Consider the following 16890-nt stretch of genomic DNA (forward strand, 5'->3'; position numbering starts at 1 on the left):
GTCCTGATTGAGCCGATGACCGCTCAGCTCCGGATGTCGGCGACCGATCCGCCGAACAGGAACTCCGCGTGCAGGACGACCTTCCGCTGCGGGCTCTGCGCCACCTCCGGCTCGAGGCGGCGGAGCATGAGGTCCGCGGCCTCGCGGGCGATCAGGTCCACCCGCTGCGCGACCATCGCGAGCGACGGCGAGGTCATGCGCGCGAGCAGCGGCATGTCGAACCCGACGAAGGACATCTCGTCGGGCACCTTGAGGCCGGACTCGGCGAGCGCGGTGAGGGCTCCGACGCCGAGCATGTTGTTGGTGCAGAAGACGGCGGTGGGGCGCTCCTCGAGCAGGAGCATCCGCTGCATCGCCGCGCGGCCGGCGGCCACCGTCATCGGGGTGCGGCTGATGTACTCCTCCCGCACGGGTATCCCGCGCGCCGCGAGCTGCCGGCGGACGCCGCGCTCGCGGCTGCGGAGGGTGGCGGCGAGGTCGCTCCCGAGCAGGGCGATGCGCCGATGGCCGTGGTCGGCGAGGTGCTGGATGGCCATCGCGGCCGCCTCCTCGTTGTCGATCACGACCTCGTCGGCGACGACGCCGTCGGCGGGCCAGTCCATGGTCACGATCGGCATGCCCTGAGCGGCGACGTTGCGCAGCCCGGGGGTCGCACGCTCCGTCGGCACGGCGATGATGCCGTCGACCATGCGCGCGGCGAGGAACTCCACCGCCTCGTCGAGGCCCTCCTCGTGGGGGTGGTCGGCGCAGATGAGCATGCTCACGCGGTGATCGCGGAGCCGGCGCTCGATGCCCGCCAGGATCGAGAGGTGGAAGTCGCTCGTGAGGTCGGGCAGGAGCACGCCGACGCTCCTGGTCCGGCGCGAGCGCAGGTTCCTGGCGAACGCGTTCGGCCGGAACGACAGGCGCTCCGCGGCCGCCTCGATGGCCCGGGCGTTGGCGGGGAGGACGTTGCCGCCGTTGTAGAACTTCGAGATCGTCGCGAGCGAGAGCCCGGTCTCGTCCCGGATGTCCTTGTATGTGGCCACATCGCCTCCTCTCGCCGCCGTAGGTCGGATGACCGCGCCGGGTCCACAGCATAGCGCAGAGCACGAAACGTTCCGCTCAAATCCGCGAAAATCGGACGAAACGAATCTGAATCACTGCCAAGATCGCCGTGAATACGGGGCGCAATCGGAGAAGATGCAGATTGACGCTTGACTGAAACGCTTTGCGCAGGGACACTGACTTCCGGAATAGATCTGATCTCTGGTGGTCCTGCCGGAGCACAGCACCTTCTTCAACGGAGAGGAAATGTCATGAATCGTCTCGTCGGAGCACCACTGGCGGCGGTAGGAGCACTCGCACTGCTCGCGGGCTGTTCGGCCGGGGGCGGCGGAAGCACCCAGGAGGACGGCGTCACGACGCTGACCTTCTCGATGTGGGCCGGGTCCGCGCCGGAGACCGAGGCGCTCGAGACCCTGGTCGGCCTGGTCGAGGAGGAGTACCCCGAGATCGAGCTCCAGCTCGAGACCGCACCGTTCAACGACTACTGGACGAGGCTCGCCGCGCAGGCGAGCGGCGGCACCGAGGCGTGCATCCTCGGCGTGCAGTCGCCGCGGGCCGCGAGCATCGAGCAGCTGCTGCTGCCGCTCGACGACGGCCTGCTCGCCGATGCGGGCATCGACCTCGCCGAGTTCGAGGACGCGATCGTCGAGGGCACCCAGGTCGACGGCACGCAGCTCGCGGTGCCCTACGACCTCGGCCCCTGGATCATGTACTACAACGCCGAGATGTTCGCCGACGCGGGCGTCGACGAGCCGACCGCGGACTGGACGGTCGCGGACTTCGAGGAGGCCGCCGCGGCGCTGACCGGCGACGGCAAGTACGGCTACGCCACCAACCCGTCGCTCGACACCGCGACCGTGTGGGCGCTCACCCTCGGCGGCAGCCAGGGCGTGGCCGCCGACGGCACGCTCCAGATGGACGACCCGGCGATGGTCGAGTCGGTCGAGTTCCAGCAGGGCCTCGTGGCCGACGGCAGCTCGCCGCAACTGCCCGCGACCAGCGACACCTACAACGCGCTCAACACCTTCATCGCGGGCGACGCGGCGATGGTCGTCGACGGCCCGTGGCAGATCGCGTACGTCGCCGAGCAAGTGCCCTTCGAGTACGGCGTGGCCGTGATCCCGGCCGGACCGAACGGCACCTCGACCGCGGTGGCCGGCTCCGGCTACGGCGTGAGCGCCTCGTGCGAGTACCCGGAGGAGGCGCTCAAGGCCATCTCGGTGCTCACCGGCCCCGAGGCGCAGACGGCGCTCGCCGAGCAGGGACGGGCCTTCCCGTCGCGCACCGCGGAGCAGCCGGCCTACTTCCAGGGCGCGTTCGAGATCGCCGAGGAGACGCTCACGGCGGCATCCGCCTCCGGTGAGCCGCTCCGTTCGACGGTGAACTGGACGCAGGTGAACACGCTGTTCGCGCAGTACTCGGTGAGCGCGATGAACGGCGACATGACGGCGGATGAGTTCCTCGGCACCATCCAGTCGCAGACCGAGGCGGGCGCAGGGCAGTGACCTCGTCCACCACCGCCGGGGCGCCGACGACATCGTCGGCGCCCCGGCGGGCACCCTCGCTCAAGCGGCGCGAGGCGCGCACGGCGTACGCGTTCCTCGCACCGAGCGGCGTCGGCTTCTTCGCCTTCACGCTCGGGCCGATCATCGCCTCGGTCGTCATCGCCTTCTTCGCGTGGCCCGTGTTCGGCGAGCGGTCGTTCGTCGGGTTCCAGAACTTCGTCACGATCTTCACGAGCGACCCGATCTTCTGGCGCACGGTCGGCAACACCCTGCTGTTCGTGGTGCTCTACGTGCCGCTGAACTTCGTGCTCGCCCTGGGACTGGCCCTGTGGATCTCGCCGCGCATCCGCGGCCGGGGGCTCTACCGGCTCCTGTTCTTCCTCCCCGCGGTCACGCCGATCGTCGCGAACGCGCTGGTCTGGAGGCTGCTCGTGCAGCCGAACGGCGTCTTCGCCGACATCGCGTCGTGGTTCGGGGTCGAGCAGTTCAACCCGCTCGGCAACGAGGCCGGCGCCATGGCCGCGGTCGTCGCAATGTCGCTCTGGCAGGGCTTCGGCTACAACATGCTCGTCTTCTCGGCGGGGCTCGACTCGATCCCCGACCACCTCTACGAGGCGGCGTCCCTCGACGGGGCGAACGCGCCGCGGCGCTTCTGGCACGTGACGCTCCCGATGCTCTCCCCGTCGCTCTTCTTCGCCGCGGTGATGACCCTCATCACGTCGTTCCAGGTGTTCGCGCAGCCCTACGTGCTGACCGGCGGCGGGCCCGGCGTCGGCACCACGACGATGGTCATGTACCTCTACCAGCGCGGGTTCCAGCTCTTCGACCTCGGCACCGCGTCCGCGGTGGCCACGGTCCTCTTCGCCATCATCGCCATGATCACTGCGGTCCAGTTCCTGGGCCAGCGGAAGTGGGTGCACTATGAGTAGCGCGACCGCGCACCGCCCGGACACGACCCGGGCGATCGTCCAGCCGGCGGACCTGCACGACGAGTACGTGTCGCGACCGGCATCCGCCCGCAAGCGTGCCCGCCTCGCTCGCGAGGTCACCTCGCAGGTGCTGCTCACGCTCGTGCTGCTGCTGTTCCTGATGCCGTTCATCTGGATGGTCGCGACGGCGCTGAAGCCCGGCAACGAGGTCTTCGCCTCGCCGCCGTCGCTGTTCGGCAGCGAGATCCTGTGGTCGAACTTCGCCGACGCGTGGACCTTCGTGCCGTTCGGCCGGTTCATGTGGAACGGCCTGGTCGTCTCGGTGCTGGGCACCGTGCTCGTCTGCGTCACGAGCGTGTTCGCCGCGTACTCGTTCGCGCGCATGCGCTTCCGCGGCCGGAGCGCGCTCTTCGCGCTCTACCTCGTCACGCTGCTCGTGCCGCAGGAGGTCGTCGTCATCCCGATGTTCATCTTCATGCAGGAGCTCGGCTGGCAGAACAGCTACCAGGCGCTCATCCTGCCGTGGGCGTTCACAGCGTTCGGCACGTTCCTGCTGCGGCAGTTCTTCCTCACCGTGCCGCGCGAGCTCGAGGAGGCGGCGACCGTCGACGGCGCGAGCCGCCTGCGCATCCTGCTGACCATCATCGTGCCCATCGCGAAGCCCGCGATCGGCGTGCTGGCGGTCTTCACCTTCATCAATTACTGGAACAGCTTCCTCTGGCCGCTGATCATCATCTCCACCCAGGACATGGCGACCGTGCCGATCGGGCTCAACAGCTTCCTCGGACAGCAGGGCAACCAGTGGCAGCTCCTCATGGCCGCGTCGACCATCTCGATGCTGCCGACGGCGCTGATCGTCATCTTCCTCCAACGGCACCTGGTCAAGGGCATCGCCCTCTCCGGCCTCGGCGGCCGCTGAACCTCCGCATCACTCGAAAGGAACCCATGACCGACACGACCTGGACCGACCTCGAGCGTCCGCTGCCCGAGTGGTTCGCGCGCGCGAAGTTCGGCATCTTCATCCACTGGGGCGCGTACTCCGTACCCGCCTGGGGCGAGCCCATCGGTGCGCTCGGCGAGATCCCCGACGACACCTGGTTCGCGCACAACCCGTACGCGGAGTGGTACTTCAACACCATCCGCATCCCGGGCAGCCCGGCGGCTGAGCACCATCGCGAGACCTACGGGGACGCCCCGTACGACGACTTCCTCGACCAGTGGGGCGCGGAGGACTTCGATCCCGCCGACTGGGCCAAGCTGTTCGCGCGTGCCGGCGCCGAATACGTCGTGCCCACCACGAAGCACCATGACGGCATCGCGCTGTGGGACGCTCCGGGCACGGGCGACCGCAACACGGTGCGCCGCGGTCCGTACCGCGACCTCATCGGCGCCATCGCCGACGCGGTGCGCGCCGAGGGGCTCCGGTTCGGCGTGTACTACTCGGGCGGACTCGACTGGTCGGTCACCGACTTCCCGCCGCACACGACCGGCGAGGAGGTGCGCAGCCTCCGGCCCAACGACGCCGCGTACCACTTCTACGCCGCGGCCCACGTGCGCGACCTCGTCGAGCGCTACCGGCCCGACGTGCTCTGGAACGACATCGAGTGGCCCGACGCCGGGAAGCACCTCGCGCCCGGCGGGCTGCACGAGCTCTTCGCCGACTACTTCGCGGCGAACCCCGATGGCGTCGTCAACGACCGCTGGGGCGACACCTACTCCGACTACGCCACCACCGAGTACTCGGCGATGAGCGAGAACGAGACGAAGGACGTCTGGGAGAACAACCGCGGCCTCGGGTACTCGTTCGGCTACAACCGCATCGAGTCGACCGACGAGATCCTCGACACCATGCAGCTCGCGAAGCACTGGGTCGGCGTCGTCGCCAAGGGCGGCCGCCTGCTGGTGAACGTCGGTCCGACCGCCGAGGGGCTCATCCCCGACCTGCAGCGCGCCACGCTCGAGGGCTTCGGCGACTGGAAGCGCCCGCTGGTCGAGGCGGCCGCGTCGGTGAGCGAGCGCTCGCCGCAGCCCGAGTCGGATGCCGCGGGCTGGCGTCGCGAGTGGCGCACGCCGACCGAGCTGATCACGTTCGTCGACGCGCCGGGGGAGTACCGCGTCGCGGGCGAGGGCCTCGACCTCGGCCGGGTGCGCGTGCTCTCCGGCGACGTCGGGACCGAGGTCGACGGGGACGACCTCGTGCTGCGTGTCGCGGCGGTCCCCGGGGGACCCGCGGCGGTGGCCATCGCGCGGGGCTGATCCCGCGACGCGCAGCGAACGGCCGGGCGAACCGTGGTGGGGTCGCCCGGCCGTTCGCGTGCGCGGCCGCGCGCCGCCCCGCGGCATCCGCTCGCCCCGCCCTGCCGCGTCCCCCACTCGGGTGCTGGCCGCCCCGGCCCGGGCGTGGCTACGCTGGCGGTGCAACGCCCTTCGTGCACCGCAGCAGGGAAAGGGGTCCGCGTGCCCGACCGCGGCCTGATCACCATCGTGTCCGACGACGCCGGCGTCATCGGACAGCTCTCCGTCGTGCTCACCGAGGACCAGTACCAGGTCGTCGCGACCGACGGCGAGTCCGAGCACCTGCGCCGGGTGCTCGAGCGCGAGCCCGACCTCATCATCGTCGACGCGGCGCTCGAGGAGACCGACCCGTTCGTGCTCGTGACCGAGCACCGCGCCACCGAGGCGGTCCGCGACATCCCCGTGATCTTCGTGGCCGGCGACGCCGACGTCGAGTCGCGCGTGCGCGGCCTCGAGGTCGGCGACGACCTCATCACGACCCCGTTCGACGCGCTCGAGGTGCTCGCCCGCATCGAACGGCAGGTCACGGTGTCGAAGGTGCGCATGGCGCTGCGCGAGTCGGAGGCGAAGTTCCGCTCGGTCATGGAGTCGGCGATCGACGCGATCATCTCGGCCGACGCGAAGGGCATCATCCGCAGCTGGAACAGCGCGGCCCGCGCGCTCTTCGGGCACACCGAGGACGAGGCAATCGGCCAGCGGCTCGAGATGATCATCCCCGATCGCTTCCACGACGGGCACCGCACCGGCATCGCGCGCGTGTCGGGCGGCGGCGAGACGCACGTCATCGGCCAGACCGTCGAGCTCGCGGCGATCCGCGCCGACGGCAGCGAGTTCCCGGTCGAGCTCTCGCTGGCGACCTGGTTCCTCGACGAGGACCGCTACTACACCGGCATCATCCGCGACATCAGCGAGCGCAAGCAGGCCGAGCAGAAGTTCCGGTCGGTCACCGAGTCGGCGATCGACGCGATCATCTCGGCCGACCACGTCGGCAACATCGTGTCGTGGAACTCGGCGGCCGGCCGCATCCTCGGCTACACCGAGGAGGAGGCGGTCGGGCAGCGGCTGGAGCTCATCATCCCGCCCGAGTACCACGAGCTGCACCGGGCCGGGATGGCCCGGTTCACCGAGACCGGCGAGCCCCACGTCATCGGCACCACGGTCGAGCTGGCCGCGCGCAGGAAGTCGGGCGAGGTGATCCCGATCGAGCTGTCGCTCTCGACCTGGACGGTGCGCGAGGACCGCTACTACACGGGCATCATCCGCGACATCGCCGAGCGCAAGGCGGCCGAGGAGGCGCTGAAGCAGAGCGAGCAGGAGCTGCGCGAGCGCGGCGAGGAGCTGCGCGACAAGAACGACGCGCTGCAGGAGACGCTCGACCAGATCAGCCAGATGCAGAACCAGCTCATCCTCCAGGAGAAGATGGCGTCGCTCGGCAAGCTGAGCGCCGGCATGGCGCACGAGCTGAACAACCCCGCATCGTCCGCCCAGCGCGGGGCGTCGCAGGCGATGGCGGTGTTCGCGAAGCTGCAGGGCGCGCAGCTGCAGCTCGGCAGGCTCGGCCTCTACGACAGCCAGATCGACAAGCTCGGCGAGCTCGACCACATCGCGGAGGCCGGCGCGCGCGACCCGGCGCAGCTCAGCGCCATCGAGCGCGGCGATCGCGAGGCCGACTTCGAGGACTGGCTCGAGGACCTCGGTGCCCGCTCGGTCGGCGACCTCGCCCCGGCCCTGGTCTCCCTCGGCCTCACGAGCGAGCAGCTCGACGAGCTCTGCGCGTCGTTCTCGCGCGAGGAGCTCGCGGTGGTCGTCGAGTGGCTCGGGCTCAAGTACCTCATCTACAACCTGCTGTCGGAGATCGCGATCGGCACGCACCGCATCGTCGAGCTCGTCAAGGCGATGAAGACCTACACCTACATGGACCAGGCGCCCGTGCAGGACGTCGACGTGCGCCGCGGGCTCGACAACACGCTGATCATCCTGCAGTCGAAGCTCAAGGGCGGCGTGCGGGTGGTCAAGGAGTACGACGACCACCTGCCGACCATCCAGGCGTTCGCGAGCGAGCTCAACCAGGTCTGGACGAACCTCATCGACAACGCGATCGACGCCATGGGCGGGCAGGGCACGATCACCGTGCGCGCCCGGCGCTCGGACGACTCCATCGAGGTGCAGTTCGAGGACGACGGGCCCGGCATCCCCGAGGAGGTGGTGTCGAAGGTCTTCGACCCGTTCTTCACCACGAAGGCCCCGGGCGAGGGCACGGGGCTCGGCCTCAACATCTCGCGCAACATCATCGTCAAGAAGCACGGCGGGCAGTTCACGGTGGTGTCGCGCCCGGGGCGCACGTGCTTCACGGTGCGGCTGCCGCTCGGCTTCGACCCGACGGAGGCGTGAGCGTGGCCAAGCCCGTCATCCTCGCCGTCGACGACGAGCCCCAGGTGCTGAACGCGATCACGCGCGACCTGCAGGCCCGGTACCGCACCGACTACCGGGTGGCCCGGGCGACCTCCGGCCAGGAGGCGCTCGAGGCGGTGCAGGAGTACCAGCGCAGGGGCACGCCGATAGCGCTGTTCCTGGTCGACCAGCGGATGCCGGGCATGACCGGCACCGAGTTCCTGACCAAGGCGCTCGTGTACGCCCCACAGGCCCGGCGGGTGCTGCTGACCGCCTACGCCGACACGGATGCCGCGATCACGAGCATCAACGCGGTCAACCTCGACTACTACCTGCTGAAGCCGTGGGACCCGCCCGAGGAGCGCCTGTACCCGGTGCTCGACGACATCCTGGGCGACTGGAAGGCGAGCGCGGCGCTGCCGTACGACGGCATCCGCGTGGCCGGCACCCGCTGGTCGCCGGGCTCGCACGCCGTGAAGGACCTGCTGGCGCGCAGCCAGACGCCCTACGAGTGGCTCGATATCGAGAAGAACGAGGGCGCCAGGGCGATGGTGGAGGCGCTCGGCGACGGGCACGCCAAGCTGCCGGTCGTGCTGATGCCCGACGGGCTGGTACTCGTCGATCCCGACCTGCACGTGCTCGCCGAGAAGCTCGGCATCCGCGCCCCCGCGCTGCAGCCGTTCTACGACCTGATCGTCATCGGAGCCGGGCCGGCGGGGCTCGCGGCCGCCGTCTACGGTGCGTCCGAGGGGCTGCGCACCGCGGTCGTCGAGCGCGAGGTGCCGGGAGGCCAGGCCGGCACGAGCTCGCGCATCGAGAACTACCTGGGGTTCCCGAACGGCATCTCGGGCGCCGACCTCGCGCGGCGCGCCGCGACCCAGGCGAAGCGGCTCGGTGCCGAGATCCTCAGCGCGCAGGAGGTCACCGCGGTGCGGGTCGAGGGCTCGTACAAGATCGTCACGCTCGACGACGGCAGCGAGCTGCGCTGCCACGCGCTCATCGTGGCGACCGGCGTCGAGGTCCGCCGGCTCGGCGTGCCCGGCGAGGAGCGGCTGCTCGGCGGGTCGGTGTTCTACGGCGCCGCCGCATCCGAGGCCGTCAGCTACACCGGCAGTCGCGTGGTCGTCGTCGGCGGCGCGAACTCGGCCGGGCAGGGCGCGATGTACCTGTCGCGGTTCGCCTCGGAGGTGGTCATGATCGTGCGGGGCGCATCGCTCACGAGCACCATGTCGCAGTACCTCATCGACCAGATCGAGTCGACCGACAACATCACGGTGCGCCCGAACAGCGAGGTGCAGGCGATCACCGGCGAAGAGCGGCTGGAGTCGCTCACGGTGCACGACCTCGAGACGGATGCCTCGGAGGAGCTCGCGGCCGACGCGATCTTCGCGTTCATCGGGGCGGTGCCCGGGTCGGAGCTCGTGCGCGACATCGTCGAGGTCAACGAGCAGGGGTTCGTGCTCACCGGGCAGGACCTGGTCGCGGACGACAAGCCGCCCCGCGGCTGGACCCTGCACCGCGACCCGATGATCCTCGAGACGAGCGTGCCCGGCATCTTCGCTGCGGGCGACGTGCGGCACGACGTGGTGCGACGCGTCGCGTCGGCGGTGGGGCAGGGCGCGGTCGCGGTGAGCCTCGTGCACAAGTACCTCGACACGGTCTAGCCGACGGCGTCGGGCGCCCGTGCGAGCATGGTCGCATGCCCACGCCGCCCGATCCCGCCCGGCGGGGCGGCGACTGGCGGGCGTCGCTCGACGCGCTGCGCGACCCCGGAGCCGAGCGGTCGGCGGCCGAGCCCGGCACGGGCGACGGCTACCGCGAACTCGGCCTGCAGTTCGCGCCGCGCCACCTGCTGCGACGGTCGAGCGAGCAGTGGCAGGGTCCGCGCGACGAGCCCGCGCTCGACGCGGCATCCGTCGACCGCATCGCCGTGCGGCCCGTCGCCCGCGGGGCGCGCGGCGGGTGGGCGAAGGCCGACCTCACCTGGCAGAACATCGCCTACAAGGGGGAGGGCGCCGGGGTCGAACCGGCGCAGGCGCGCTGGTTCGCGCAGTTCGCGCTGCTGAAGGGCGGCAGCCCGGGCACGTACAACCCGTACGGTTCGGCGTGGATCACCCTCGACGCCTACGAGAGCCCGCTGCTGTGGGCGCTGCTCGCCGAGGCGGCGCGCCTCGGCATCGCGCTGGCGGGCACGGATGCCGCGCCGCGGGTGCGCCTCCACGGCTCGGCGCGCATCGTGCTCGACGCCCGGCTCGATGCGGCGGCGCTGACGCTCGCCCCGGCGCTCGAGCTCGACGGGGCGCCGACGCCGCTCGCGGGCACGCGCGCGGTCGGCGAGCACGGCGTCGTCCGCTGCGACCTCGACGCGGGCGCCCTCGACCTCGCGCCGCTCGCCGCGCCGCTCGGGGCGGCCGAGCGCGACCTGCTGGAGCGGCCGCCGGCGATCTCGGTGCCCGCCGACGACCTGCCCGAGTTCCTGCGCGGCCACTACCCGGCGCTCGCGCGGCGCGTCGCGATCACGAGCGGGGACGACAGCTTCGCGGCGCTCGAGATCCCGCCCGCGACGCTCGTGCTCGACGTGCGGTACGCCGACGACGGCGGGCTGAAGCTCGCCTGGCGCTGGGAGCACGCCGACGGGCGGGCGAGCGGGCTCGACGCGCCCGACGCCGACTTCGCCGACCCCGCCCGCGAGCGCGAGGGCGAGGTGCTCGGCGCCGTCGACGTGGTGCTGAGCGGGTCGGCGGCCGGGCGCATGGCGCTCGCGACCGGCTCCTCGGGCATCGCCGATGCGCGCGACCGCGGCGGGCTGGAGCCCGCGATCATCCTGCGCGGCGACGACGCCGCGTCATTCGACCTCGAGGTGCTGCCCGGGCTCGCCTCCATCGCCGGCCTACGCGTCGAGCGCCGCGGCGACCCGGCCGCCGTGCGCGAGGTGACCGAGCCGCCGCACCTCGCGGTGTCGCTCGTCGAGTCGCACAAGGCCGACTGGTTCGACCTCGGCGTGATCGTCACGGTCGGCGGGCGCCAGGTGCCGCTCATGCCGCTGTTCCGCGCGCTCTCGCTCGGGCGGAAGCGGCTGAGGCTGCCGGATCGCACCTACCTCCGGCTCGACCAGCCCGTGCTCGACGAGCTGCGCGAACTGATCGACGAGGCCGGCACGCTCGCCGAGTGGGAGACCGGGCTGCGCGTGCCGGCGAGCCGCGCCGGCCTCGTCGCCGACTTCGAGGACCTCGCGCACGAGGCGGCGCCGGCCGTCGCCTGGCGCGACCTCGTGCGCGGCCTCGAGGGCGGCGAGGTCGAGGCACTCGCGCAGCCCGAGGGCGTGGTGCTGCCGCTCCGGCCCTACCAGCTCGAGGGCTTCCGGCGCCTCGCGTTCCTGTGGCGGCACGGCATCGGCGGCGTGCTCGCCGACGACATGGGGCTCGGCAAGACCGCGCAGTCGCTCGCGCTCGTCGTGCACGCGACCTCGGCCGGCGCGGGCCGGCCCTGGCTCGTCGTCACGCCCACCTCGGTCGCGTCGAACTGGGTCGCCGAGGCCGCGCGCTTCACGCCGGGCCTGCGGGTCGCGCGCGTCACCGAGACCGAACGGCGGAGGGGCGCCGCGCTCGCCGACGCGGTCGCGGGCGCCGACCTCGTCGTGACGACCTACGCCGTGCTCCGCCGCGACGCCGACGCGTTCGCCGCGCTCGACTGGGCCGGGGTCGTGCTCGACGAGGCGCAGTTCGTGAAGAACGCCGCGACGCAGGCGCACCGTGCGGCCCTGGGCCTCGGGGCGCCGTTCGTGCTCGCGGTCACGGGCACGCCGATCGAGAACGACCTCGGCGAGCTCTGGGCGATCCTCCGGCTCGTGGCGCCCGGCCTGTTCCCGTCGCGCCGCGCGTTCGACGAGCGCTACCGGCGCCCGATCGAGCAGGACGGCAACGCCGAGCGCCGTGCCACGCTGCGCCGCCGCATCCGCCCGCTCGTCCTCCGGCGCACGAAGGAGCAGGTCGCGCCCGAACTGCCGCCGAAGCAGGATCAGGTGCTGCGGGTCGCGCTCGAGCCCGCGCACCGACGGCTCTACGACCAGACGCTGCAGCGCGAGCGGCAGAAGCTGCTGGGGCTGCTCGACGACCTCGACCGCCAGCGCTTCATCGTCTACCGCTCGCTCACGCTGCTGCGCATGCTCGCGCTCGACGCCACCCTGATCGACGCGGAACGGCACGCCGGGATGCGCTCGGCGAAGCTCGACGCGCTGTTCGAGCAGCTCGCGGACGTGCTCGCCGAGGGCCACCGCGCACTCGTGTTCAGCCAGTTCACGTCGTTCCTCGACCGGGTCACCGCGCGGCTCGACGCCGAGGGCGTGCCGTTCGCCCGTCTCGACGGGTCGTCGTCGGCCCGCGCGCGCGACGCGGCCGTGGAGCGGTTCCGCGCAGGCGGGGCATCCGTCTTCTGCATCTCGCTCAAGGCCGGCGGCTTCGGGCTGAACCTCACCGAGGCCGACTACGTGTTCCTGCTCGACCCGTGGTGGAACCCGGCGAGCGAGGCGCAGGCGGTCGACCGCGCGCACCGCATCGGGCAGGACCGGCAGGTCATGGTCTACCGGCTCGTGGCGGAGGACACGATCGAGGAGAAGGTCATGGCGCTCAAGGAGCGCAAGGGCGAGCTGGTCGCGTCGATCCTCGCCGACGACGAGGACGCCGGGGCGGGCGCCGCCGAGGCGCTCACGGTCGACGACCTGCGCGGCCTGCTCGACGACTGAGTCGCCGGGCGGTCGTGCGCGAGGTCAGCCGAGCGTGATCGTCCAGTCCTCGTCGGCCTGCACCGTCACCACCGACGGGCCGGCGGCGAGCGGCGCGCTGCCGTCGAAGTTCCCGGTCACGTCGATGAGCGCCGAGCTCGAGAACGCCTGCTCGGATTGCTGGCGCACCACGAACGGATCCTCAGCGTCGTCCCCCGAGTGCGTCGCTGCGAGCGTCGTCGCGTCACCGCCGTACAGGTACACCGAGTCGTCCTCGCCCGAGACCGCGGACGGCAGCTCGGGGGCGCTCGACATCTGCGAGACGGTCACCTGCCAGTCGCCGGTCGCCGTGATCTGCAGGGTGACGGCATCGGATGCGTCGGAGACGCCGTAGGCCGTCGTGCCGTCGTAGTCCCCGTCGACGTCGACGAGCGGGTCGCCGGTGGCCGAGCCCGACGAGTTCAGCACCGTGACCTGGAAGGCGTCATCGCCGTCGTGGCTGGCCTGCACGATGCCGCCGGTCGCGTCGGCGGGCAGCGTGACCGTGCCGTCGCCCGTGCCGCTCTGGCTGACGTCGTCGAAGGTGCCCCAGGTGGTGTCCGCCCACTCCTGCACGGTCGGCTCGGGGGTCGGCGTGGGCGTGGGCGACTCGCTCTCGGTGGGTGTCGGCGACGCGCTCTCGGTCGGGGTCGCGGTCGGCTCGGGGGCGGCACCCGTGCCGATCACCCCGGTCGTGTAGAGCACGCCGAAGATCATCGCGATCACGAGGGCGGCGGCCGAGACCACGGTGCCCGCCGTCGAGACGCCCTTCTTGCGGTCCTTCCTGGTGAGCGCGACGATGCCGAGCACCAGGCCGATCACCGCGAGCACGATCGCCACGATCCACGCGATCGGCCAGAACGCGAGCAGCACCGCCACGATGCCGATCACGAGCGCGGCGATGCCGAGTCCGCTCGCCTTCGTGGGCTCGTCGGGCGGGGTGGTGCCGTCGGGCTCACCGGGTCCGCCGGGACCCTGCGCGCCGGAGCCGGGACTCGCCGGGCCCGGCGTGGGCGGGTAGGGGCGGGTGGCGTCGTCGTCCGGGCTCGTCATGGCGGTACCCCCTCGGTTCCGTGCGCCATGTTGCCAGCGTCGTCCGCTTCTGGCAACGCTCCGACGGCGGGTCGCGGGTTCCGGTACGGCCGCGTCGGCGCGAGGATGGAGGGCATGAGGGACCGCGCGAACCTGCTGGTCTGGGCGCAGTTCGCGCTGCTCGCGCTGCTGCTGCTGCCGGGGCCGGCGATCTGGGGCGGGCCGTGGATCGTGGCCGTCGCGATCGCCGCCGGCGCGGCCGGGACGGCGCTCGCCGTGGCCGGCGCGGCGGTGCTGGGCGGCGACCTCGTGCCGTGGGTGGCGCCCCGCGAGGGAGCGCCGCTGCGCACGGGCGGGGTCTTCCGGTTCACGCGGAACCCGATCTACCTGGGCCTGCTCCTCGCCACGTTCGGGTGGGTGCTCTGGCGCGGGCGCATCGAGCTCCTGGTGATCTGGGTGCTGCTCGTCGTCGTGCTCGTGGTGAAGGCCCACGTCGAGCAGCGCGCCCTCATCGCCGCCTTCGGCGACGACTACCGCGCGTACGCCGACCGCACCCCGCTGCTGCTCTGGGGCAGGGGCATCCGCGGCGGCGTCGACCGCTGACCCCTGCGGCCTCAGCCGAGCGTCTCGACCCGTGAGCGCGCGTCGCCGATCGCGTCGTCGATGCCGTCGGCCGCGTCCTCGGCGGCGTCGCCGTCGCCCGCGATCACGGCCTCCGCGAGGCGGTCGATCTCCGCGCCGATCGCGTCGAGGTCGGACTCCCAGACCCCGGCGAGCTCGTCGGGGGTGCCGATCGCGCGCAACTCGTCGAGCCGCACCGCGAGCCGAACGGTCTCGGTGACGAGCCGGGCGAAGCGCGCGTCCTCGATGTCCTTCTCCAGGGCATCGATGTCGCGTTCCATCCGGTCGAGCCTGCGCTCCGCCTCGCGGGCGAACGCCACCGGGTCGACCGGTTCGGCGGGCTCTGCCGGCGCGGCCTCCGGTTCGGGTTCGCCCGCACCCGGCTCCGTTCCCGCGTCGGCGCCGCCCGCGGCGTCGGACCCGTCGGCATCCGAACCCGCGCCCTCGTCGGCCGCATCGACGCCCGCGGCCGAACCGGCGGAGCCGTCGGAACCCGCGGTCAGCAGCGCTGCCGTCGTGATCCCGCCGACCAGCAGCACGGCCGCGATCACGGCCGCCGCGACGAGCCACCAGCGTGTGCGCGACTCGCCCGCGCCGGCGTCCGGCTCCGGGTGCGCGGTGCCGGCCGGTGGCGCCTGCGCCGGGGGCTCCGCGAACACCTCGGTCGGCTGGTCGTCGGGCACGGCCGACGCCGGCCCGGCGAGCACCTCGGTCGGGTGGTCGTCGAGCACCGCCGTCGGGTGAGCTCCCTCAGCCGTGCGGGCCTCGGTGCGGTCGGTCCAGGCCGCGCCGTCCCAGTAGCGGCGCCTGGTCGCGTCGTCGGGGTCGTCGTACCATCCCGCCGGTGCGGAGGGGGGTGGAGTGCGCACGGCACCAGCCTAGGTCCGCGGCCCGGGCCGCGGACCGGGCGGAGCTTCATCCACAGGTCCGAGGCGACCCTTGTCGCGACCTCCCGCCTCTGGGACAGTTGACCCACTCATGACGGCGGACGAGGTCGACCGTCGGCGCCACGACCGCGAGGAGCATCCGCCCCATGACGTCCACCCCCGGTACCGAGACCGCGCTGTTCGGCGCACCCCGCGAGCGCGTCGGCGGCGGCTGGATCGCGGCGTTCGCCACCGCCTGGCTCGGGCTCTGGATGGCCCAGCTCACGCCCGTGCAGCTGCTGCTGCCGACGCAGGTCGACGCGCTCATCGCGACCGACACCTGGCAGGACAGCGTGCTCGCGTTCGGCATCGTGTCGGGCATCTCCTCGGTCGCCGCGATCATCGCGTACCCCGTGACGGGCGCGCTCAGCGACCGCACCACCTCGCGGTTCGGCCGGCGCCGGCCGTGGATCGCGGGCGGCGCGCTGCTGTTCGCCGCGGCGCTCGTCGCCCTGGGCGTGCAGGACACGATCGTGGGCGTCGCGATCTGCTGGTCGCTCGCGATCACCGGGTTCTGCGCGCTGTCGGCCGCGCTCACCGCGATGATCTCCGACCAGGTGCCCGTGTTCCAGCGCGGCCTCGTCTCGGGCGTGATCTCGGCGCCGCAGGGCGTCGGCATCATCGCGGGCATCCTGCTCGTGACGACCCTCTTCACGGGCGCGATCGCCGGGTACGCGGCGCTCGCGGTGCTGCTGCTGGTGCTCGTCGCGCCGTTCCTGCTGCTCGTGCCCGACGCGGTGCTGCCCCGCACCGAGCGCCGCCCGTTCACGTTCGTGGGTATGCTGCAGGGGTTCTGGGTGAGCCCCCGGCGGTACCCGGACTTCGGCTGGACGCTGCTCAGCCGCGTGCTGGTCAACGTCGGCAACGCGATCATCACGGGCCTGCTGCTCTACTTCCTGATCTACGGCTACGGCGACACCCCGGCCCAGGCGGAGGACGACCTGCTGCTGCTCACGCTCGTCTACACCGCCAGCTCGATCACGGCCGCGCTCGTCGGCGGGCGCCTCTCCGATCGGTTCGCGAGGCGGAAGCCGTTCGTGCTCGCCGCGGCGGCGCTGCAGGCCGCGGGCGCGCTGATCCTGCTGGTGTCGACCGACTTCGCGGTCATCGTGCTCGCGGGCGCGGTGCTCGGCGCGGGCTACGGATGCTTCCTCGCGGTCGACCAGGCACTGGCGACGCAGGTGCTGCCCGACGAGCACTCGCGCGGCAAGGACCTCGGCATCATGAACATCGCGTCGGTCGTGCCGCAGGCGATCGGCCCGATGATCGGCGCGCTGATCGTGACCGCAGCTGGCGGGTTCTGGGCCCTGTTCATCGCGTCGGGCGTGATCGCGACCCTCGGCGCGCTCGCCGTGCTGCCGATCCGCATCGCCCGCTGAGCGACC

12 protein-coding genes are annotated in these 16890 nt (G+C 72.1%); 9 read left to right on the forward strand and 3 right to left on the reverse strand.

Annotated features, from left to right (window positions below; translation table 11 throughout):
• Positions 1–23 precede the first annotated feature (23 nt).
• Positions 24–1028, reverse strand: a complete 1005-nt coding sequence (locus QMG39_RS10060; protein WP_281884582.1) for a LacI family DNA-binding transcriptional regulator — start codon at positions 1026–1028, stop codon at positions 24–26.
• Positions 1029–1298: 270 nt separating this feature from the next.
• On the opposite strand from QMG39_RS10060, the gene QMG39_RS10065 reads away from it, so the two are divergent.
• From QMG39_RS10065 to QMG39_RS10095, 7 genes are all read left to right on the forward strand, one after another.
• Positions 1299–2552, forward strand: a complete 1254-nt coding sequence (locus QMG39_RS10065; RefSeq protein WP_281884584.1) for an ABC transporter substrate-binding protein — start codon at positions 1299–1301, stop codon at positions 2550–2552.
• On the forward strand, positions 2549–3481 hold the full coding sequence (locus tag QMG39_RS10070) for a carbohydrate ABC transporter permease (RefSeq protein ID WP_281884586.1): 933 nt from the start codon (positions 2549–2551) through the stop codon (positions 3479–3481). The genes QMG39_RS10065 and QMG39_RS10070 overlap by 4 nt, the downstream gene beginning before the upstream one ends.
• On the forward strand, positions 3474–4400 hold the full coding sequence (locus QMG39_RS10075; protein ID WP_281884588.1) for a carbohydrate ABC transporter permease: 927 nt from the start codon (positions 3474–3476) through the stop codon (positions 4398–4400). The genes QMG39_RS10070 and QMG39_RS10075 overlap by 8 nt, the downstream gene beginning before the upstream one ends.
• Before the next feature lie 26 nt (positions 4401–4426).
• Positions 4427–5737: an alpha-L-fucosidase gene (locus tag QMG39_RS10080; RefSeq protein WP_281884590.1), complete on the forward strand. Its 1311-nt coding sequence runs from the start codon at positions 4427–4429 to the stop codon at positions 5735–5737.
• Positions 5738–5938: 201 nt separating this feature from the next.
• Positions 5939–8167 carry a PAS domain S-box protein gene (locus QMG39_RS10085; protein ID WP_281884592.1) on the forward strand — a complete coding sequence of 743 codons (2229 nt, stop codon included), beginning with the start codon at positions 5939–5941 and terminating at the stop codon, positions 8165–8167.
• A 2-nt stretch (positions 8168–8169) separates the two neighbouring features.
• Positions 8170–9831, forward strand: a complete 1662-nt coding sequence (locus tag QMG39_RS10090; protein ID WP_281884594.1) for an FAD-dependent oxidoreductase — start codon at positions 8170–8172, stop codon at positions 9829–9831.
• A gap of 35 nt (positions 9832–9866) precedes the next feature.
• Positions 9867–12908: a DEAD/DEAH box helicase gene (locus QMG39_RS10095; RefSeq protein ID WP_281884596.1), complete on the forward strand. Its 3042-nt coding sequence runs from the start codon at positions 9867–9869 to the stop codon at positions 12906–12908.
• Positions 12909–12932: 24 nt separating this feature from the next.
• Here the strand turns inward: QMG39_RS10095 and QMG39_RS10100 are convergent, their stop codons facing one another.
• Complete coding sequence (locus QMG39_RS10100) at positions 12933–13979, reverse strand: DUF4190 domain-containing protein (protein ID WP_281884598.1); 1047 nt, start codon at positions 13977–13979, stop codon at positions 12933–12935.
• Positions 13980–14093: 114 nt separating this feature from the next.
• Here QMG39_RS10100 and QMG39_RS10105 point away from each other — a divergent pair, with 114 nt between their 5' ends.
• Positions 14094–14561: a methyltransferase family protein gene (locus QMG39_RS10105; RefSeq protein WP_281884600.1), complete on the forward strand. Its 468-nt coding sequence runs from the start codon at positions 14094–14096 to the stop codon at positions 14559–14561.
• Positions 14562–14572: 11 nt separating this feature from the next.
• Here the strand turns inward: QMG39_RS10105 and QMG39_RS10110 are convergent, their stop codons facing one another.
• Positions 14573–15448 (reverse strand): DUF2510 domain-containing protein, encoded by an 876-nt coding sequence (locus tag QMG39_RS10110; RefSeq protein ID WP_281884602.1) that lies wholly within the window; start codon positions 15446–15448, stop codon positions 14573–14575.
• A 164-nt stretch (positions 15449–15612) separates the two neighbouring features.
• Here QMG39_RS10110 and QMG39_RS10115 point away from each other — a divergent pair, with 164 nt between their 5' ends.
• Positions 15613–16884, forward strand: coding sequence for an MFS transporter (locus tag QMG39_RS10115; protein WP_281884604.1), 1272 nt, complete (start codon positions 15613–15615; stop codon positions 16882–16884).
• Positions 16885–16890 lie beyond the last annotated feature (6 nt).

The sequence above is a fragment of the Agromyces rhizosphaerae genome, from assembly GCF_027925245.1.
GTDB classification, from domain to species: Bacteria; Actinomycetota; Actinomycetes; order Actinomycetales; family Microbacteriaceae; genus Agromyces; species Agromyces rhizosphaerae.